Here is a 15159-nt window from a genome sequence, read left to right as displayed (position 1 = left end):
TTTCTTCATTCTGGATCGTCACTTTCATCATGCGATCCACCTTAACGACCGGTCCGAAATTCCGCGACCACCTCTGAGATCGCCGAGAGCGAATGCCGTGCCTGGACTACCTAATGCATCACCGACCCGTGTGCCGAATGCTTCAGGGGTCATGGGATCAAAGACAACATCGCGTCCCACCCAGTAGTTCTGCATGAGTTCTGCCAGATCTGCGCCGGTGAGGGCGTGCGGTGTACCGATCTCAAAAGATTGGCCCGCCAGATCAGGTCGACCCATGGCGGCGACAGCCAGAGTTGCTTGGTCCAAATGCGATGTCCATTGCATTTTCAAGGATTGCAGAATTGGCGGGTAGTCAAGTTTTCCTTTGGACCGAAGGTCGGGGAGGAAAATCTCTGGTTGTAGATTCTCTAGGTAGACTGCGGATTGAAGAACGATGGATGGGATGCCGGAAGCCAGCACTGCCTTCATACCTTGGGTTGTTCCATCGACAATAGCAGAAGATGGGAAACGATCGCCCGATGGTCCGCCAGTAACATATACCAAAAGAGGCAGGTTGACCCTGTGAGCGGCTGCGAAGAACGCTGCAGCCCAGTTTTGGCTGTCATCTGGCCCGCTTGGCATCGGAAAATGGAGGAAGGCTGCATCCACACCATTCAAAGCTTCGGCCACAGCATCCTCATCCGAAAGATCCGCTGCGACGGCAATTGCATCAGGATGTGCAGCACCGATCTTTGCAGCATCACGGGCCACAGCACGGACCGTATGTCCTTTAGAAAGTGCCTCTTTCACAACGGGGCCACCTTGGGCACCGGTTGCACCGAAGATAGCAACGGTTTTAGAAGTCATAGATGTCATGTGACGCTCCTTTCGCGCAGGGTTCAATTGATTAGAGTTCAGTCGGGTTTGCTCGAACGGCCTCGGGGCGGCCGTAGAACGCTTGGTGGTCGAGTTGGGTCACGTCGTCGCCGCTGATTTTGAGGACCGTGGGAACGCCGTAGGATCCGACTGCGGCCATCAATGACTTCGCGCGATCTGCATGGGCAGCAGCCTCGGCTTCCAGATCAGACGTACCAATCCGCCTGGCTTGGTCGGGTGCGACGCCCTCAGCGATGAGCGCATCAACAATGGCCTGCCGGTCAGTCGAAGACATGCCCTCTCCAAAGTGAAGGGTCTCAAGTCTGCGGCGCAGCGCGAATTCCTTTTCAGGACCTTGGTCGTGCACCAGAGCAGCGGCTTGGGCTGACAGCCCCGATGCAAGGATCTCTGTTTCGGACCGTGCGATGTTCTCTTTGAACGCCTCGGAAAAAATCTGACCGGTCAGCGCTTCGACATGGGGGATGGTGTGCAGGATTTGTGCGCCCTTGCCTTCGCTCATTTTGGGCGCGGCAGGACCTTCGAACAAATGACGGTGCAAGACTTCGACATCTGTCTCCGTCTCCACAAGTGCATCAAATACTGGCGCAGCGCCGTAGCACCAACCGCAAAATGTGTCGTAAATCACAATGAACTTCGCTTCAGGCATTGGGGGGCTCCGATTTGCTTGACGAAAGAGGTAGCGCGTCAGATTTGTCAGCAAAAGGGATGAATCCGAAAAGGACTGTAAGCTAAAAGCTTACAGTTGATTTAGAGCTGAACTGGCGTGAAGCATATTCGATCTTCTCAAAGATCGATATTCTGACTGTCAATCAAAGCATGCTAGATTTACTTTATTATCAACTGAAAGCTACATTTGGCAGATGAGCAGACGTCCTAATTTCAACCGCTTGGCCCATTTCATTGCAACGGTGGAAGCAGGCACAATTACTGGCGCCGCCGCAAAGCTTGGGATCAGTAAAGCGGTTGTCAGCAAGCAACTGCAACTTTTGGAGGAGGACGTCGGAACCCCGCTTTTATTGCGCAACACCCGCCACCTTCAGCCGACTGAAGCAGGGCGTGTGTTTTTCGAAGATGCAAAATCGGCGCAAACCCAAGCCAATAATGCGTATGAGCGCATTCAGGACCGCGATAAGACGCCGAAGGGGGCTTTGAGAGTTACGGCACCTGTTGACTTTGGCGTCTCCTATGTTGCGCCGTTTGTCGCAAAGTTCCAGGAAACCTATTCTGAAGTGACCGTTGATCTTCATCTGACGGACGGTCTGATCGATATCATCGAAGACCGCTACGATGTCGCTTTCCGGATCGGATGGTTGCCAGATTCTAGCAATCTTGCGCGCAAGCTTCTGGATTTTGAAGTGATCGCCATCTGTTCACCAAGCACGGCGAGGGGCCTGAACGTGAAAGAACCCGACGATCTGTCAAATGTCCCGTTTGTGCGCAGCGACGCGTTTCCGGAAAAGATGGAATGGATGTTCGAGAAGGGCAGGCAACGCCAAACCCTCAAAACACAGGTCGTGTCGACCATGAATATCACTCTGGCCATGCGAGCTTACGTAGCCGAGGGATTTTGCTATACTGTCCTGCCAGACTTTTTGTTAAGGGATGACCTAGAGCAAGGTAGGCTAACACGGCTTCTGCCGGATTGGAGGCTGCGCTCTGGAGGTGTGTATACCGTTACGCCACCCAGTCATGTTAGGTCGAACGCTCTGCGGCGGTTTCTTGAAATGGCCCATCGCACGATCAAAGCTTAGAAGGCACTCTATGTCGCCTTTGTGACTGGTAGTTTGACCAACGCCCAACCCGGGTTCTCTTTTGGTTGCTGCACAACTGTTCTAACGCAGGTGTCGGCTGTCTCCTGAAACCGCGAGATAGCATGGTCGATATTCGCCGTATCTAGAAGTATCGTTGCTCTAAGGTCGAAGACTTTGCCAACTGGATGCTGATCATATGATCGCGCCCTGAACCAAGGCAGGCTGATCTTGGGAATGGCTATCGCAGGTATGCCGCAATCGTCGACGTTCTGAAAACGTGATCAGCGATTTCCAACTGCACATCTCGTGACCAAAGTGCGGCCGAGAGATACTGCGTGCACTGGATTTGGCTGCATCGCTTGATCAAAATGGGTTTAGCGGAACCGGATCACCAACGCGCGAAAAGATGACTTGGCCCCATCGCCGCTTCCCTCAATCAAATGAAGCTGAAGGGTCCTGTCGCTGGCGCGATCCATCAAACGCTGCGTCTCGATCCTTGTCATGAACTGGCTATCCCTAGCGACCAGAAAACCTCTCAAGATCAGCACAGGAAAGCAACAGAATTGTGCCGTATCTCCGGTAAGTTACCTTTAAACTCCAGAATGCGGTGAGCGCCGTTCATAAGGCGTGGGTGTTTTGGATCTGGCAAGCCATATCGCCTTGGTTCGTTGTGTTGGACAGGTTGTCGCTCCTTAGACGGGTTCAACGTCAGCTGAACATCGCGCGTACTCTGGGTCGCAACCATGCCTGCGGCAGATTTTTGTCCGGCGCGCCGACAGTATTGCCCGTCAATCCGGTCAGGTTCTTGATCTGCGGCCCTTATTTTCTCACCGCATCACGAAGGGATTAGCCATGGGTTTGTCCGACGTATTGATCCAGGTCGTTTTCGTCCGAGTGTAGTCATTGATTGCATCTATTCCGGCCTCGCGACCATAGCCCGACTGGCCGTAGCCGCCGAAGGGCGCGATCGGGGACACCGACCGATAGGTGTTTACCCAGCAGATGCCTGCCTTTAGCCGAGCGGACACCCGGTGTGCGCGGGCGACGTTTTCTGTAAATACGCCCGAACCGAGGCCGAAGGGGGTAGCATTGGCAAGCGCGATTGCTTCTTCTTCGGTGTCGAAGGGCAACAGCGACATGACCGGGCCGAACATTTCGATCTTCAGAGTCTCGGTATCTGCACTTGCGCACTCTACGAGGGTCGGTGCCATGTAGTTGCCTGGCCAATCTAGGGCCGCACCGCCGAAGCGGATTTTTGCACCGCTCTGAACCGCCGCCGCCAGTGTCTTCTCAATTTGGTCGATTTGTGCGGACGTGCACAGTGGACCGATCTGCGTCCCGGCGGCCAAAGGGTCCCCCACGGTCACGCTGGCCATCTTGTCTTCGATCCGGTTGGCGAGTTCATTCAGAACTGACCGATGCACCAACCCGCGCGAGCCCGCGACGCAGCTTTGCCCCGACGCTCCGAAATTGCCTGCGATCAGCCCATTGGCCGCGCCGTCGAGATCGGCGTCGTCAAAAACGAGGATCGGGGATTTGCCACCCAGCTCTAGCGTCGTTACCGCGAAATTCTCCGCCGAGTTTCGGATGACGTGTCGGGCAGTGTCCGGTCCGCCGGTAAAGGCGATGCGGTCCACTTCCGGGTGACGGGTCAGCGGAATGGCGCAGTTTTCGGCATCACCAGTGATGACCGATACGACACCCGGGGGAAAGCCAGCCTGCTCGATTAGCTTGGCAAATTCCAGCATCGGGGCAGGCGCAATTTCGGAGGCTTTGAGGATCACCGCACACCCTGCTGCAAGCGCTGGACCGAGCTTGGTCGCGGTCAAGAACATCTGCGCGTTCCAGGGCACGACGGCGACAACGACACCGATGGGTTCTCGCCGGGTGAACACATGCATGTCATGCTTGTCGATAGGCAGCACCGCCCCTTCAATCTTGTCCGCTAGCCCCGCATAGTAGCGGTAGTAGTCCCCGACATAGGCAGACTGGCTTGCCGTTTCGGCCAATAGCTTCCCGCTGTCTGTGGTCTCGACGCGGCCGATGGTTTGGGCGTTTTCTTCGATCAATGCGGCCAAGTGGTAGAGCAACTTCCCCCGCGCAGTTTGCGTCATATCCCGCCACACCGGATCGTTTAGTGCCCGGCGTGCGGCTAGAACTGCCCGGTCAACATCTCGGGGTGTAGCACAGGCAAAGGTGGCCCAATCATCGCCCGTGGCAGGGTTTTCAGACGCCATTACCTGGCCGTCGGCTCCCTCTGTCCATGTGCCGTCGATAAAAAGCTGGTAGTGTGGATTGCTATCCATAACATCCCTCATTGGAAGGCGGGCATGACGTTGTCGATGAACCGCGCGAGTGAAGTGCGTTTGCGTTCAAAACTCATGCCACTGTCGATCCAAAATGCGTATTCGTCATACCCTAGGGCCTCGTAGCGTTTAATGCGCTCTATCACGTGGGCGGCGGTGCCGACGGTCAGGTCGCGAGCCATGTTGTCAGGTGCCATCATCGTATTGGCGGTCAGTTCACCTTCGGAGAGGGGTGCGATCAACCCCTGTTCCACGGGCCGCTTGTTCTGGAACCAGGCCCCGAAATAGCAGTAGAAGCGCGAGAGTTCATCGGCTGCCTGCGCCACATCTGCATCATCCGCACCGACATAAGTGTGATGCAGTAACATGATCTTGGGGCGCGGGCCGTCATAGCTATCGCAAGCGTCGTTGAAGCGGCTCATGAGTGTTTCGATCTCTGCCATGCCCTGCCAGAGGGGCGTCACCTGAATGTTGAATCCGTTATGGACGCCGAACTCATGGCTGTTGGGATCACGTGCGGCGATCCATATCGGCAGCCCGCCGGGTTGCGCCGGTTTCGGGGCTGAAGTTGTAGATGGGAAGCTAAAAAACTCGCCCTCATGCGCGCAATCCCCGGCCCAGAGCCGTGGCAGCAGCGGTGTGATCTCTCGCATCCGCTGCCCTGCTTCCCAGGCATTCATGCCGGGCATGAGACGTTCGTATTCATAGCTGTAGGCCCCCCGAGCGATACCCAACTCGATCCGTCCGCCTGTCATCAGATCGGCCGAGGCCGCCTCTCCGGCCAGTTTGATCGGGTGCCAGAACGGTGCGATCACAGTGCCCGTACCAAGCCGTACATTCTTGGTGTGGTGCGCGATATTGACGAGCGACAGGAACGGGTTGGGCGCAATGGTGAAATCCATCCCGTGATGCTCACCGGTCCAGATCGCGCGCATTCCGGCCTCATCAGCCATTTTGCAGAGCGCTAGGAACTCTTCGTTCAATTGCTCCTGTGACTGATCAGGCGTCAACCGTTCCATATGCGCAAACAGTGAGAACTCCATCGGGTCAGATCCTTTCAACTGAGGAATGGACATCTCCGCGTTCCGCGTCCCCAAGATAGAGACCGAAAGCGCGCTCGCGGGTTTCGAGGGCAAAGCGTGCCATCATGTCCGAGACGGGTCGGGAGCAGTAATTGAGCTTTGTGAGGTGATCCACCGCCACGGCTTCGACAGCAGTGGATGGAGCTGCATCGCTGGTTGCCAGCAAGTAAGTGTAGCGGGTATCGCTTGTTTCGAAAATTGAATAGGCCGATTCCAGCCTGATCGGCAGGCCGCGTTTAGCAAAGGCTTCAGCCAATTCCGCGCGTAGGATGCCTCGATTGGGTAGCGACACCTGTGGCGGACGGAAGCCCTTTGGCGTCCGCTCCATCAGTACATGATTGCCTTGTCTGATGATCACGCCGCAGATCGTCGCGTTTCTGCCGGGGTCAAGTGCGGCGCGCTCCAACCCCAGACTAAAGTACTGCCCCCCGACATATCCCAACCCTCGCCCGCCGACATGTGTAAAGGACTGGACTCGTCCGATCAGGATGCTGTGATCGCCTGCATCAAGGAACCGCTCAACTGCGCAAGAGAACTGCGCCGTAGTGCCGTCGATCAGCGGGCTACCTTGCGCGTCGCTATGGTGCGCAGCGTCGGCAAAGCGATCGCCCTTGAAGTTGGCGAAGGTGTTCGAGACATCTTCCTGCCCTTCGGACAGGACTTTGACTGCAAAGTGCGTGCAGGTTGCAAAACTCTCGAAGCTCGATAAAAACTTGCCGGGACAGACCAGTAAGAGTGGTGGGTCAAGCGAGACTGAGGTGAAGGAATTGGCGGTAAACCCCACCGGCTCTCCCGACGCTTTGCGGGTCGTTACCACCGTCACGCCAGTCATGTAGCTGCCGAAAGCGCTGCGCAGGGCGTGGTGGTCAAAGTCGGTCAAGTCCAGACCTCGCGCGCGAAATCCAGCAGTGCGGCGGTCACGACCTCAGCATGGGTTATCGGCATCATATGCGCGGCACCCTCGACGATGATAGCACGACCCTGCGGCGCGCGTTTGGCCATGGCTTGTGACATTTGGGGAGTGGAGTTCGGCTCCATCTGGCCGGTCATGAACAATGCAGGGCAAGACAGATGGGTAAGTGCTGTTTCATTCGGGCCATCGCCCTTGGCGAAGGCGGTATAGGCGGTCTTGTATCCCGCGGGGTTTACGTCGCGCAGCCATTTAGCACAGGCGTTCCGTTCAGGGGATACAGCGTCGTCAAACCAACGGCTGAGCGTGCTCGCGGGGTCCGCCGGAGTACGCCCGTCAAGGCTTTCGGCGCGGTCGCGCACGGCGGCGGCAGCTTCTGCAGTACGCTTCCAGATCGCGTTGAGCGCTGCAACACCGCGTACCTGTTCCGGAAACCGGATTGCCATATCCAGCGCAATCATCGCACCCATTGAGTGGCCCACGACCAACACAGGGTCATGGATGAGGGCCAGAATTGAATCCGTGTAGTCCGAAACGCTCGTCTGTCCTGAAGCGGGGACGCTTTCACCGTGGCCAAGCATATCGGGCGCGATGAGGTGAAAGTCGCGGGCCAACCCGTCAATCTGTCGGTTCCACGCCTCCGCCCGCAATCCGACGCCATGCAGCAACAGGATCGGCGGGCCGTCACCAGCCGTGATTGCGGCTAGCCCGTTTGTCTTAGACCGCAGCCGGGTTGTCCATGTCATGGCCCAGATCCTTCAAGTCCTGATAGCGGTCACCAATCCGGTGGTGTGGTCGACCGGAAAGGGCTGCGCCCAAAACAACGACAATCTCATCGTCACGCGGTGCATCGGGTATGGCGAACTGGATGGTCAGATAATGCGAGCGTCGCCCCGCATCGTTCTTGTCCATCAAAGGCACCATGATCGGGGCATTGGCCGGGCCACGCGTGTTGGTGAACGCCAGATATGACTTTGCACCAACCGCCTCCCGGTAATGATTGCCGAAGCGTAGCGTGTGGATCAGGCCAGAGGCATGTTCGACCTCTCCATCAAGCCCGACGACGGCCGCCTTTCCATAGGCTTCAATGGCGTCACCTCTGCCTGCCAACGCGATCATCCGCTTTGTCATCTCGGCACCCAAAGCGGGACCGTAGGCGTGGATTTCAGGCGTCAGGTCTTCGACAAAACGCCCTGCCCAGGGGTTCTTAACCACGGCGGCCACCGCAAACATGCGCCATGGGGTTTCGGCTTTGCGGAACCCCTCGATCAGAATGTCCTCGTCATAGGTCACAAATTTGCGGATTTCGGGATTCATATGGACCTCCTGTTTGCCTCCACAAACCTTTGAGGACTTGCAGATTTTTCACAAACGAAAGAACTTGCCCCATAGGCATTAGCAATACTAATGGAAGACTTGACAAGTGACAAAATCCCTTCCGCCCCTGACTTGGTTCCGGTCCTTCGAGGCGGCTGCTCGACACTTGAGTTTCACTGCAGCTGCGGAGGAGATCGGCCTGACCCAATCGGCCATCAGCCAGCAGGTGAAGTCGCTCGAAATGCGGCTGCGCGTGCCGCTCTTCGTACGGCAACCACGCGGGCTGGCGCTAACCGATCACGGACGGCGGCTCTTGCCAGAGATCGGTGCGCCGCTTGACGCCCTGGCCGCCGCGGCCGGCAAGTTCGATGCAGGGCCAGCGTTAGATCTTTTGACTGTCGCTACCTCTGTCAGCGTGGCGCAATGGGTCATCGCCCCCAATCTGTCAGGATTCACAGCGACGTTCCCGGGCACCCGCCTACGAATCCTCAGCGCGATCTGGTCAGACGATTTCAAATCCGCCCAAGCAGACGTGGAAATCCGTTTTGGATCACAAAAACAGGCGGGTGCGGATGCGGAACTGCTGCAGCCCAACCGGCTTGTCGCTGTCAAATCACCGACGCTGGTTGGATCGTTGGATGATCTGCCGCTGATCGAGGCTGTTGGCACCTCGAGCGGCTGGCGTGACTGGTGCGAAAAACTTGGGCACGCCAATCTGCAACCCACCCTTTATGCTGACACTTACGGAATGGCCATGCAACTCGCAGCGCATGGTAATGGCGTGGCGCTTGTGAGCGAAGTTCTGGCTCAGCACGCCATTCGAACGGGCCTCGTTGAACAGGCGAATGACGCAACCATCCCAGCGGCAGAAGGCTATTTCCTTACAACTCCGGGCAACCGAGCTGCAGCCACGCACTTCCGGGCATGGTTCATGGGCCAGCTTTCACAGTGATCTGATCCAAGGAAGTGGTTGGGCATTGCAATTGGGGCATGAATTCGAACTAACGTCACTGCAATTTGCGATAGTGGCTTGCGAAAGAGTAAGGAGTCGTCCGTACGGTCCACTTTCACATTGCTGCATGAACATGAATGTGACGGCCTTTCGTGAGCCATTGCACCTTTTCCAAGATCGGAGCTGCGTCTAGCCTATGATGCTTGTTGAGATCACCGACACTACCGGTTTGGCCGAAACGTTCGACTCCGCACGCATGAGAAGTGCGGTTTCATCAAACCAGTCATGCGTTTCGGGAATACGCTTGTGTTTTAGGGAACTCGCCGTGTCACCTCCGGACAGGGCGTCTAGAGCAGCCTGTAGGGAATTGGCGGGCTGACCTGTCGCGCATCCTTAATTTGTAAGGCCAATCTCTGATCATTTGTTCATCCCGCTCGCGAGATACGGATTTGTTCATCATGATGCAGGGCAAACAGCAAGTCTGCCGCCTGAGTGGAGGTCACTGGCGGGTCAGCTCGATCATATCCGCGATCAGGCGGTCTTCGGCAGCCCGACCGACTGGCGCGCGTCTTTGTGTGGATCGATGCTGGCCCAGGACACGACACACACGGCGCTCGGAAACCTTCATCTGGCTGCGCACGAGATCGATGCAAGCACGACGGCGCGAGGGGCTTAGAAGTTTCCCTTTGCGGCCTCGGACAGGACCAACTTGTCCAGCGTCAGGTCTGATGCCGCTCTGCGCAGGCGCTCGTTCTCCTTCTGGACCCGCTTCAGTTCCTTAAGCTGTTCCGTGCCCATTCCGCCGTACTTCTTCTTCCAGCGATAGTACGTTTGCTCAGTAACACCGATCTGCCTGATTGCATCAATCCGAGGTATGCTTTGCCCCATCAGCACCCCAACCTGCCCTAACTTCACGACAATCTCTTCGGGCTTTGGTCTCTTCGTTGCCATCTATGGGCCTCCGCTGTCCTAAACATAGGGACCGACCACTCAAGTGGGGGAGGCTCAATGTGACCTGACCCTAAGACTGTAATGCGGACGATGTCCGGTAAAGTGCAGGATTAGGGGATAGAGCAGATGACGAAGTGTTTTTTGATGTAGCTCTCGACTTTCCACGTAGTGCGCAACCCGGCCTCGATCACGAAGGCGTCGCCAGCTGTGACCTGGAACGTATCACCCGTATGCGTTGTAATCGTGGCTCCGCCTTCAAGCACTCGGCAGAACTCCACGATACCATCGTAGTCGGCGGTGAATGCGCCAGCAGTGCAGTCCCAGATGCCGGATTTGATAGTGTCCCCGTGGCCTGCATATTTCAGCTCGACGTGCTGGACCGGTTCGCCTGAGACAATGGCGTTGCCGATATCTTTTTTGACACGTGGGGTCGGAGTGTCTTGGAACAATGTGACTGACATGAGGAGATCCTTTTGGGGGTGTGTCAACCGCGGTTGAACATCGTGTCGATCTTGTCGCGAATGGTCATAGCAGGAGCTGCAAGTGGGATGAGTTTACGCGAGGCCCAATGCATTGGCAGAGGCCGCACGGGGATGACTTCAAATGGCAACGTATTGTCCTGAGCACCTAGTGCTTTTTTGACCAGTGTCCGTGCCATGACTGACGTCATAGCGATGCCTCGCCCGCTAAAGCCAAGCCCGGCGAGAACGCCGGGGGCGGGCTCGTGCAGGTGGGGCATCATTTCCGGCGTCACGGCAATTCTCCCAGCCCATGTTGCCTCGATCTTGCTGTTCTCAAGCTGCGGAAAGACTATGCCGAGACCTTCTTTCAACCGGGCAATACCACCGAAATCGGCCGCGTTGTCTGTGCTGCCCACACATCCAAAGATAAGCCGTTTGTCGCGGTCATAGCGAGAATAGTAGATGGCGCGACGTGTGTCCGCGATGGTAACGCCGCCAGGCAGGACGGTCTGTTGCAACTCTGACGACAGGGGCTCGGTTGCCAACGATATGCTGACCAGAGGGAAGAACGTCTGCCGCAGCTTGGGCCACAGACTGTCGGAATAGGCGTTGGTGCTCAAGATGACCTGTGGGGCGCTCACCTTTCCGGTCGTCGTGGTAACAGTCCACACCCCATCACCCTTGCGCATCGCCTGCACCGGACTGTTTTCGTAGAGTCGTGCGCCGAATTTCATCGCCGTGCGGGCAAAGCCGCGGGTCAGGGACAGGGGGTGTACGTGTCCGCCATGTGAATGGAACAGCGAAAAGTTGTAATCTGTGGATCCGCTTGTACATGCGGTGGACGCCTTGTCCTGAAAGCCAATGTTTGCGCCCACTGCGTTCCAGGCATTGCCCAACCGCTCAAGACTGCGCTGCGCGCTGCGGCAATGTGCGGCCTGTATCCAGCCGTTTTGTTCGTGGTCGCAGGCGATATCGTAGCCTTCGATGTCTGAAAAAAGCGCATTGGCAGAGCCGAGCGTGGCGTCGATCAACCGTTCGGCCAACGGGGCGCCCATGCGTTGGGCCAATTCGTCCGGGGTGGCCCGCCAGATCGGGTTGCACTGCCCGCCACTGCGCCCGGAGGCACCATATCCGATCTGTTTGCTTTCCAGCAAAACGACGCGCGCGCCGACTTCCGCCAGACCAAGCGCAGTGCGGGTGCCTGTGAGGCCACCGCCTACCACTATGAAATCCGCCGTTACGTGCGATGTTAGCGTGCTGCACGTCGGTGCGGGTATGGCCGTTCGATGCCAGTGGATCTTGTCACTAGGGCGGCCATTCACTCTGTTTGATGCCATTGCTGTGTGACGTCCCGATCCAAAGGTTTGATGACCATCACATCCAAAGGCGGATGTGTAAGTGGTCACCGTTTACAGAAAACGTTTGACGTATTGTGCGCAAGCTTTTTATTCTCGTGTTGTGAAAGCGTGGTTTCTAAATACAAAACAAATGGTCACGTGAAGCGACACACCAACGGGAGTAAGAAAATGAAAAAGACAACGACAGCCAGCGTGCTGGCAGCCGCCGTGATGGCAGCCTCGGGATCCGCCGTGATGGCGGATGGCCATGAAGAGTTAACAGTGGCCTATTTCCTGGAATGGCCCATGCCGATGATGGCGGCCAAAGCCTCGGGTGCTTACGAAGAAGCGCTTGGTATGAAAGTGAATTGGGTGTCCTTTGACACCGGCACCGCGATGAGCGCAGCCATGGCGTCGGGCGATGTGCAGATTGCCGTATCGCAGGGTGTGCCGCCTTTCGTTGTCGCTGCATCCGGCGGCCAGGACCTGCAGGTCGTTGATGTTGCCGTCAGCTACTCTGACAATGACAACTGCGTTGTCAGCACCAGTCTTGAGATCGACAAAGAGAATGCAAGCGAACTGGCAGGTAAAAAGGTTGCCGTACCGCTGGGCACCGCCGCCCACTACGGATTCCTGCGTCAGATGGATCACTTCGGTATTCCGCTCGACAGTCTGCAGGTGCTGGACATGGCCCCTGATCAGGGCGCGGCGGCCCTCAGCCAGGGTGCTGTCGATTTTGCCTGCGGTTACGGTGGTGGTCTTGGCCGGATGAAAGAGCACGGCAACGTGCTGCTGACTGGCGACGAAAAGGAAGCACTTGGTATTCTGGTGTTCGACGTCACATCGGCGCCCGCGTCCTTCATTGCTGAGAATGGCGATGTCGTGGCCAAATTCTTGAAAGTGACGGCGGACGCGAACACGACATGGTATGCCAATCCTACCGATGAAAACCTCGCTGTGATCGCAGAGCAGGCGGGCATGGATATGGACGCCGCCAAGGCGGCTATCGCGACCATGAAATTCCCGAGTGTTGAGGATCAGTTGTCTCAGACGTGGCTTGGGGGCAACGCGGCGACCTTCATGAAAGGTGTGGCGGACGTATTCGTCGAGGCAGGGTCCATCGACAGCGCGCTTGGCAGCTACGAAAACGCCGTCAACACCGGCCCGCTGCAAGCTGCAAGCGAGATGTAAGACCGACAATCGGCCTGCGCATCCCGGTTCTGCCGGGGTGTGCACTCCCCCAATGAACTATTGGCTACTTCCGTGGCTGATCGCCTTGACCGGGCCCTACTTGGGTCCGGTTCTTTTTTGTTGAAAGAGATGCGTTTCAAGTAGTGAAAGACTAGCTTACACCTGATGCGCCCACCGTCGAAACCGCTCCTGCGTGGGTACCCAGAGCGAGGGTATTGCGGAGGCCGTCGCATCGGCACTTCAGGTGTGCACGGCCCCGATCATACTGGACCCGGCGATGATCGCCAAGGGTGGAGCAAAACTATTGCAACCCGACGCGGTGGCAATAGTCAGGGATCAACTCTTGCCCGGGGCAACGCTTCTGACCCCCAACCTGCCAGAGGCAACACACCTTTTGGGGACCACGACCGCTTCCATGCAGGCCGAGATGGAAGCACAAGGTAGCGCCTTGATCGAACATGAACCAATAGCGGTCTTAATGAAGGGCGGCCATCTGGACGGTCCCTATAGCTCTAATTGCCTGGTCACGGCGCACGGAACCGCTTGGTTCGAAGACGCCAGGACGCCGACCCTCAATTCAATACACACGGGACCGGATGCACGCTCTCTTCGGCACTAGCTACGCATCTTACCAGGGGGCAAGAGCTGAACGCCGCTGTGGCCGCCGACAAAGCCTGTGTCACCCATACAATTGTTCATGCGGATGATCTCTCCGTTGGTTCGGGGCATGGCCCGAACCATCATTTGCTACCCTCTATGCGGGGTTCGAGGAACCCCAGACATGAACTCAGCTTCGACGACCGCCACAATGGTCTGCGGCACCGCGCTTCGGGGCCCAGGTGGAACAACGCTTTTGCTGGGTTGCTTCACAACCCGCTGGCGTGATGCACATAGGATCCCGGGCGTTCACCTGATCTTGGACGGCAGCAGTCAGACGCGCGTACCACCTGGGTGCCCACGGTTCTGAGACGGCTGGGGACGCAGTTGTCGGTTCAAACCCAAAAACCTGATCACCCCCGCGTGTGTAGCAGCCCAACAAAATGGCCGAGTCAAAGTCATGCAGAATTCTTTTCGGATAAATTTCGGAAAGATTTCAGGAACTGCAAGCCCACTTCGGGCACAGTTAGCCCAAGCATGGACGTGTTCGTGAGGCACCCCATGCTAGTTGCAAAGGGCAAACACAGCGAATGGAAAGCCACGTAGTAAGCGAAGTTCAAGTCTTCCCCTACTATGCAGGTATTACCGCTGATGTCGCCCCTGTAGCAGTGGGCGAAGGCGTATTTTTTTATGACCAAATTATGAATAATCAGTACCTGCGTCTTCGCCTGCAGCGCTACAAGGAACTTTCGGAAATGCATATTGGCGCCACTTACAGTTGGGCTGGGTCTTTGATTGACGGAAGCAAGACGAGTTCCCATTGGATGTATTGCACGTCGATAGGTCCCGCCCCCACGTTTGGAGCCAGTATTAACTGGTCTCGCGGGGGGGTGGCGGCCCCGCTTCTGGAGGATGTGGATGGCGTTCCGGTCAAACTTGAACCGCTCGATGACATTCACGCCATTCTAAAGTCGCCCAACCCAATTTACGGTCACTCGCAAGCCCAGTTGGGCGAGCGCGGGTGGCTTGTGATGGTCACTGCCACTTCGCCGGTTTGTATCGGTGTCTTGATTGAGGACCAAACGGTGCCCGCGTATTTCACGCAAGGGGCACGCGACATTACCATCGTGGCCAAGTCAAAACGGACATTGCAATCCGTTTTGCTAGACGGGTTGTATTGCGCCAAGCTGGACGAAACCGCGCTGTTCTTGAAGCCGGCAGAATAAAAAATGATGTTGGCGCACAAACTGCTAGACAGCGCCCACCTTTTTTCCGAACACTCGCATAGAGAGATTTTTTCCGGGCAGGGGCGTACGACACGCAACTTCGCAACTGGTTCTTTCCCTCGCTTTGATCGCAAGATCAGTGGTGGGCGACGAGAGGTCGTTAATCTTGTTCGGTCTCGGGGTGAATTTGGGTTGCAGATAG

General features: G+C 56.8%; 16 protein-coding genes and 1 pseudogene. 6 read left to right on the top strand and 11 right to left on the bottom strand.

Annotated elements, in window-relative coordinates:
- Positions 1-27: 27 nt before the first annotated feature.
- Both Q1A75_RS03680 and Q1A75_RS03675 read right to left on the bottom strand, forming a co-directional pair.
- On the bottom strand, positions 28-855 hold the full coding sequence (locus tag Q1A75_RS03680) for an NAD(P)H-binding protein (protein ID WP_299546659.1): 828 nt from the start codon (positions 853-855) through the stop codon (positions 28-30).
- 31 nt (positions 856-886) lie between these two features.
- Positions 887-1522, bottom strand: a complete 636-nt coding sequence (locus Q1A75_RS03675; RefSeq protein WP_299546658.1) for a DsbA family protein — start codon at positions 1520-1522, stop codon at positions 887-889.
- Between the two features lie 214 nt (positions 1523-1736).
- Between Q1A75_RS03675 and Q1A75_RS03670 the strand changes: the two genes are divergently transcribed.
- The gene (locus Q1A75_RS03670; protein ID WP_299546656.1) at positions 1737-2627 is read left to right on the top strand and encodes a LysR family transcriptional regulator; all 891 of its coding nucleotides are present in this window, start codon (positions 1737-1739) and stop codon (positions 2625-2627) included.
- A gap of 374 nt (positions 2628-3001) precedes the next feature.
- Here the strand turns inward: Q1A75_RS03670 and Q1A75_RS03665 are convergent, their stop codons facing one another.
- From Q1A75_RS03665 to Q1A75_RS03640, 6 genes are all read right to left on the bottom strand, one after another.
- Complete coding sequence (locus tag Q1A75_RS03665) at positions 3002-3130, bottom strand: hypothetical protein (RefSeq protein WP_299546654.1); 129 nt, start codon at positions 3128-3130, stop codon at positions 3002-3004.
- Positions 3131-3454: 324 nt separating this feature from the next.
- Complete coding sequence (locus tag Q1A75_RS03660; RefSeq protein WP_299546652.1) at positions 3455-4933, bottom strand: aldehyde dehydrogenase; 1479 nt, start codon at positions 4931-4933, stop codon at positions 3455-3457.
- An 8-nt stretch (positions 4934-4941) separates the two neighbouring features.
- Positions 4942-5976, bottom strand: coding sequence for an LLM class flavin-dependent oxidoreductase (locus tag Q1A75_RS03655; protein ID WP_299546650.1), 1035 nt, complete (start codon positions 5974-5976; stop codon positions 4942-4944).
- 4 nt (positions 5977-5980) lie between these two features.
- The gene (locus Q1A75_RS03650; RefSeq protein ID WP_299546648.1) at positions 5981-6895 is read right to left on the bottom strand and encodes a flavin reductase family protein; all 915 of its coding nucleotides are present in this window, start codon (positions 6893-6895) and stop codon (positions 5981-5983) included.
- On the bottom strand, positions 6892-7671 hold the full coding sequence (locus Q1A75_RS03645) for an alpha/beta hydrolase (RefSeq protein ID WP_299546646.1): 780 nt from the start codon (positions 7669-7671) through the stop codon (positions 6892-6894). Before Q1A75_RS03645 ends, Q1A75_RS03650 begins: the two co-directional genes overlap by 4 nt.
- Positions 7643-8242 carry an amino acid synthesis family protein gene (locus Q1A75_RS03640; RefSeq protein ID WP_299546644.1) on the bottom strand — a complete coding sequence of 200 codons (600 nt, stop codon included), beginning with the start codon at positions 8240-8242 and terminating at the stop codon, positions 7643-7645. Before Q1A75_RS03640 ends, Q1A75_RS03645 begins: the two co-directional genes overlap by 29 nt.
- Before the next feature lie 106 nt (positions 8243-8348).
- Here Q1A75_RS03640 and Q1A75_RS03635 point away from each other — a divergent pair, with 106 nt between their 5' ends.
- Positions 8349-9194, top strand: a complete 846-nt coding sequence (locus Q1A75_RS03635; protein ID WP_299546642.1) for a LysR family transcriptional regulator — start codon at positions 8349-8351, stop codon at positions 9192-9194.
- Positions 9195-9705: 511 nt separating this feature from the next.
- Here the strand turns inward: Q1A75_RS03635 and Q1A75_RS03630 are convergent.
- The 3 genes and pseudogenes from Q1A75_RS03630 to Q1A75_RS03620 all read right to left on the bottom strand — a co-directional run.
- Positions 9706-10145 (bottom strand): annotated as a pseudogene (locus Q1A75_RS03630) (transposase); the annotation flags it as partial.
- A gap of 110 nt (positions 10146-10255) precedes the next feature.
- Positions 10256-10606: a cupin domain-containing protein gene (locus Q1A75_RS03625; protein ID WP_299546640.1), complete on the bottom strand. Its 351-nt coding sequence runs from the start codon at positions 10604-10606 to the stop codon at positions 10256-10258.
- A 23-nt stretch (positions 10607-10629) separates the two neighbouring features.
- A complete protein-coding gene (locus tag Q1A75_RS03620) occupies positions 10630-11943 on the bottom strand; it encodes an FAD-binding oxidoreductase (protein WP_299546638.1) in 1314 nt (437 codons plus the stop codon).
- Positions 11944-12132: 189 nt separating this feature from the next.
- Here Q1A75_RS03620 and Q1A75_RS03615 point away from each other — a divergent pair, with 189 nt between their 5' ends.
- The 4 genes from Q1A75_RS03615 to Q1A75_RS03600 all read left to right on the top strand — a co-directional run bounded on the left by Q1A75_RS03615 (position 12133) and on the right by Q1A75_RS03600 (position 14957).
- Positions 12133-13134 carry an ABC transporter substrate-binding protein gene (locus Q1A75_RS03615; RefSeq protein ID WP_299546636.1) on the top strand — a complete coding sequence of 334 codons (1002 nt, stop codon included), beginning with the start codon at positions 12133-12135 and terminating at the stop codon, positions 13132-13134.
- A 193-nt stretch (positions 13135-13327) separates the two neighbouring features.
- Positions 13328-13753 carry a bifunctional hydroxymethylpyrimidine kinase/phosphomethylpyrimidine kinase gene (locus Q1A75_RS03610; protein WP_299591820.1) on the top strand — a complete coding sequence of 142 codons (426 nt, stop codon included), beginning with the start codon at positions 13328-13330 and terminating at the stop codon, positions 13751-13753.
- Positions 13651-14019, top strand: coding sequence for a bifunctional hydroxymethylpyrimidine kinase/phosphomethylpyrimidine kinase (locus tag Q1A75_RS03605; RefSeq protein WP_366142170.1), 369 nt, complete (start codon positions 13651-13653; stop codon positions 14017-14019). The genes Q1A75_RS03610 and Q1A75_RS03605 overlap by 103 nt, the downstream gene beginning before the upstream one ends.
- A gap of 302 nt (positions 14020-14321) precedes the next feature.
- On the top strand, positions 14322-14957 hold the full coding sequence (locus Q1A75_RS03600; protein WP_299546632.1) for a hypothetical protein: 636 nt from the start codon (positions 14322-14324) through the stop codon (positions 14955-14957).
- Positions 14958-15159: the final 202 nt, after the last annotated feature.

The sequence above is a fragment of the uncultured Tateyamaria sp. genome (assembly GCF_947504105.1).
Lineage (GTDB): Bacteria > Pseudomonadota > Alphaproteobacteria > Rhodobacterales > Rhodobacteraceae > Tateyamaria.
The sequence above is the reverse complement of the archived record's forward strand: the minus strand, read 5'-3'. Positions and strand labels throughout refer to the sequence as shown.

What these genes read in the sequence shown, in the direction of transcription:
- Q1A75_RS03680 (WP_299546659.1), bottom strand. Translation starts at nt 855, where the DNA reads ATGACATCTATGACTTCTAAAACCGTTGCTATCTTCGGTGCAACCGGT.
- Q1A75_RS03675 (WP_299546658.1), bottom strand. Translation starts at nt 1,522, where the DNA reads ATGCCTGAAGCGAAGTTCATTGTGATTTACGACACATTTTGCGGTTGG.
- Q1A75_RS03670 (WP_299546656.1), top strand. Translation starts at nt 1,737, where the DNA reads ATGAGCAGACGTCCTAATTTCAACCGCTTGGCCCATTTCATTGCAACG.
- Q1A75_RS03665 (WP_299546654.1), bottom strand. Translation starts at nt 3,130, where the DNA reads ATGACAAGGATCGAGACGCAGCGTTTGATGGATCGCGCCAGCGACAGG.
- Q1A75_RS03660 (WP_299546652.1), bottom strand. Translation starts at nt 4,933, where the DNA reads ATGGATAGCAATCCACACTACCAGCTTTTTATCGACGGCACATGGACA.
- Q1A75_RS03655 (WP_299546650.1), bottom strand. Translation starts at nt 5,976, where the DNA reads ATGGAGTTCTCACTGTTTGCGCATATGGAACGGTTGACGCCTGATCAG.
- Q1A75_RS03645 (WP_299546646.1), bottom strand. Translation starts at nt 7,671, where the DNA reads ATGACATGGACAACCCGGCTGCGGTCTAAGACAAACGGGCTAGCCGCA.
- Q1A75_RS03640 (WP_299546644.1), bottom strand. Translation starts at nt 8,242, where the DNA reads ATGAATCCCGAAATCCGCAAATTTGTGACCTATGACGAGGACATTCTG.
- Q1A75_RS03625 (WP_299546640.1), bottom strand. Translation starts at nt 10,606, where the DNA reads ATGTCAGTCACATTGTTCCAAGACACTCCGACCCCACGTGTCAAAAAA.
- Q1A75_RS03620 (WP_299546638.1), bottom strand. Translation starts at nt 11,943, where the DNA reads ATGGCATCAAACAGAGTGAATGGCCGCCCTAGTGACAAGATCCACTGG.
- Q1A75_RS03615 (WP_299546636.1), top strand. Translation starts at nt 12,133, where the DNA reads ATGAAAAAGACAACGACAGCCAGCGTGCTGGCAGCCGCCGTGATGGCA.
- Q1A75_RS03600 (WP_299546632.1), top strand. Translation starts at nt 14,322, where the DNA reads ATGGAAAGCCACGTAGTAAGCGAAGTTCAAGTCTTCCCCTACTATGCA.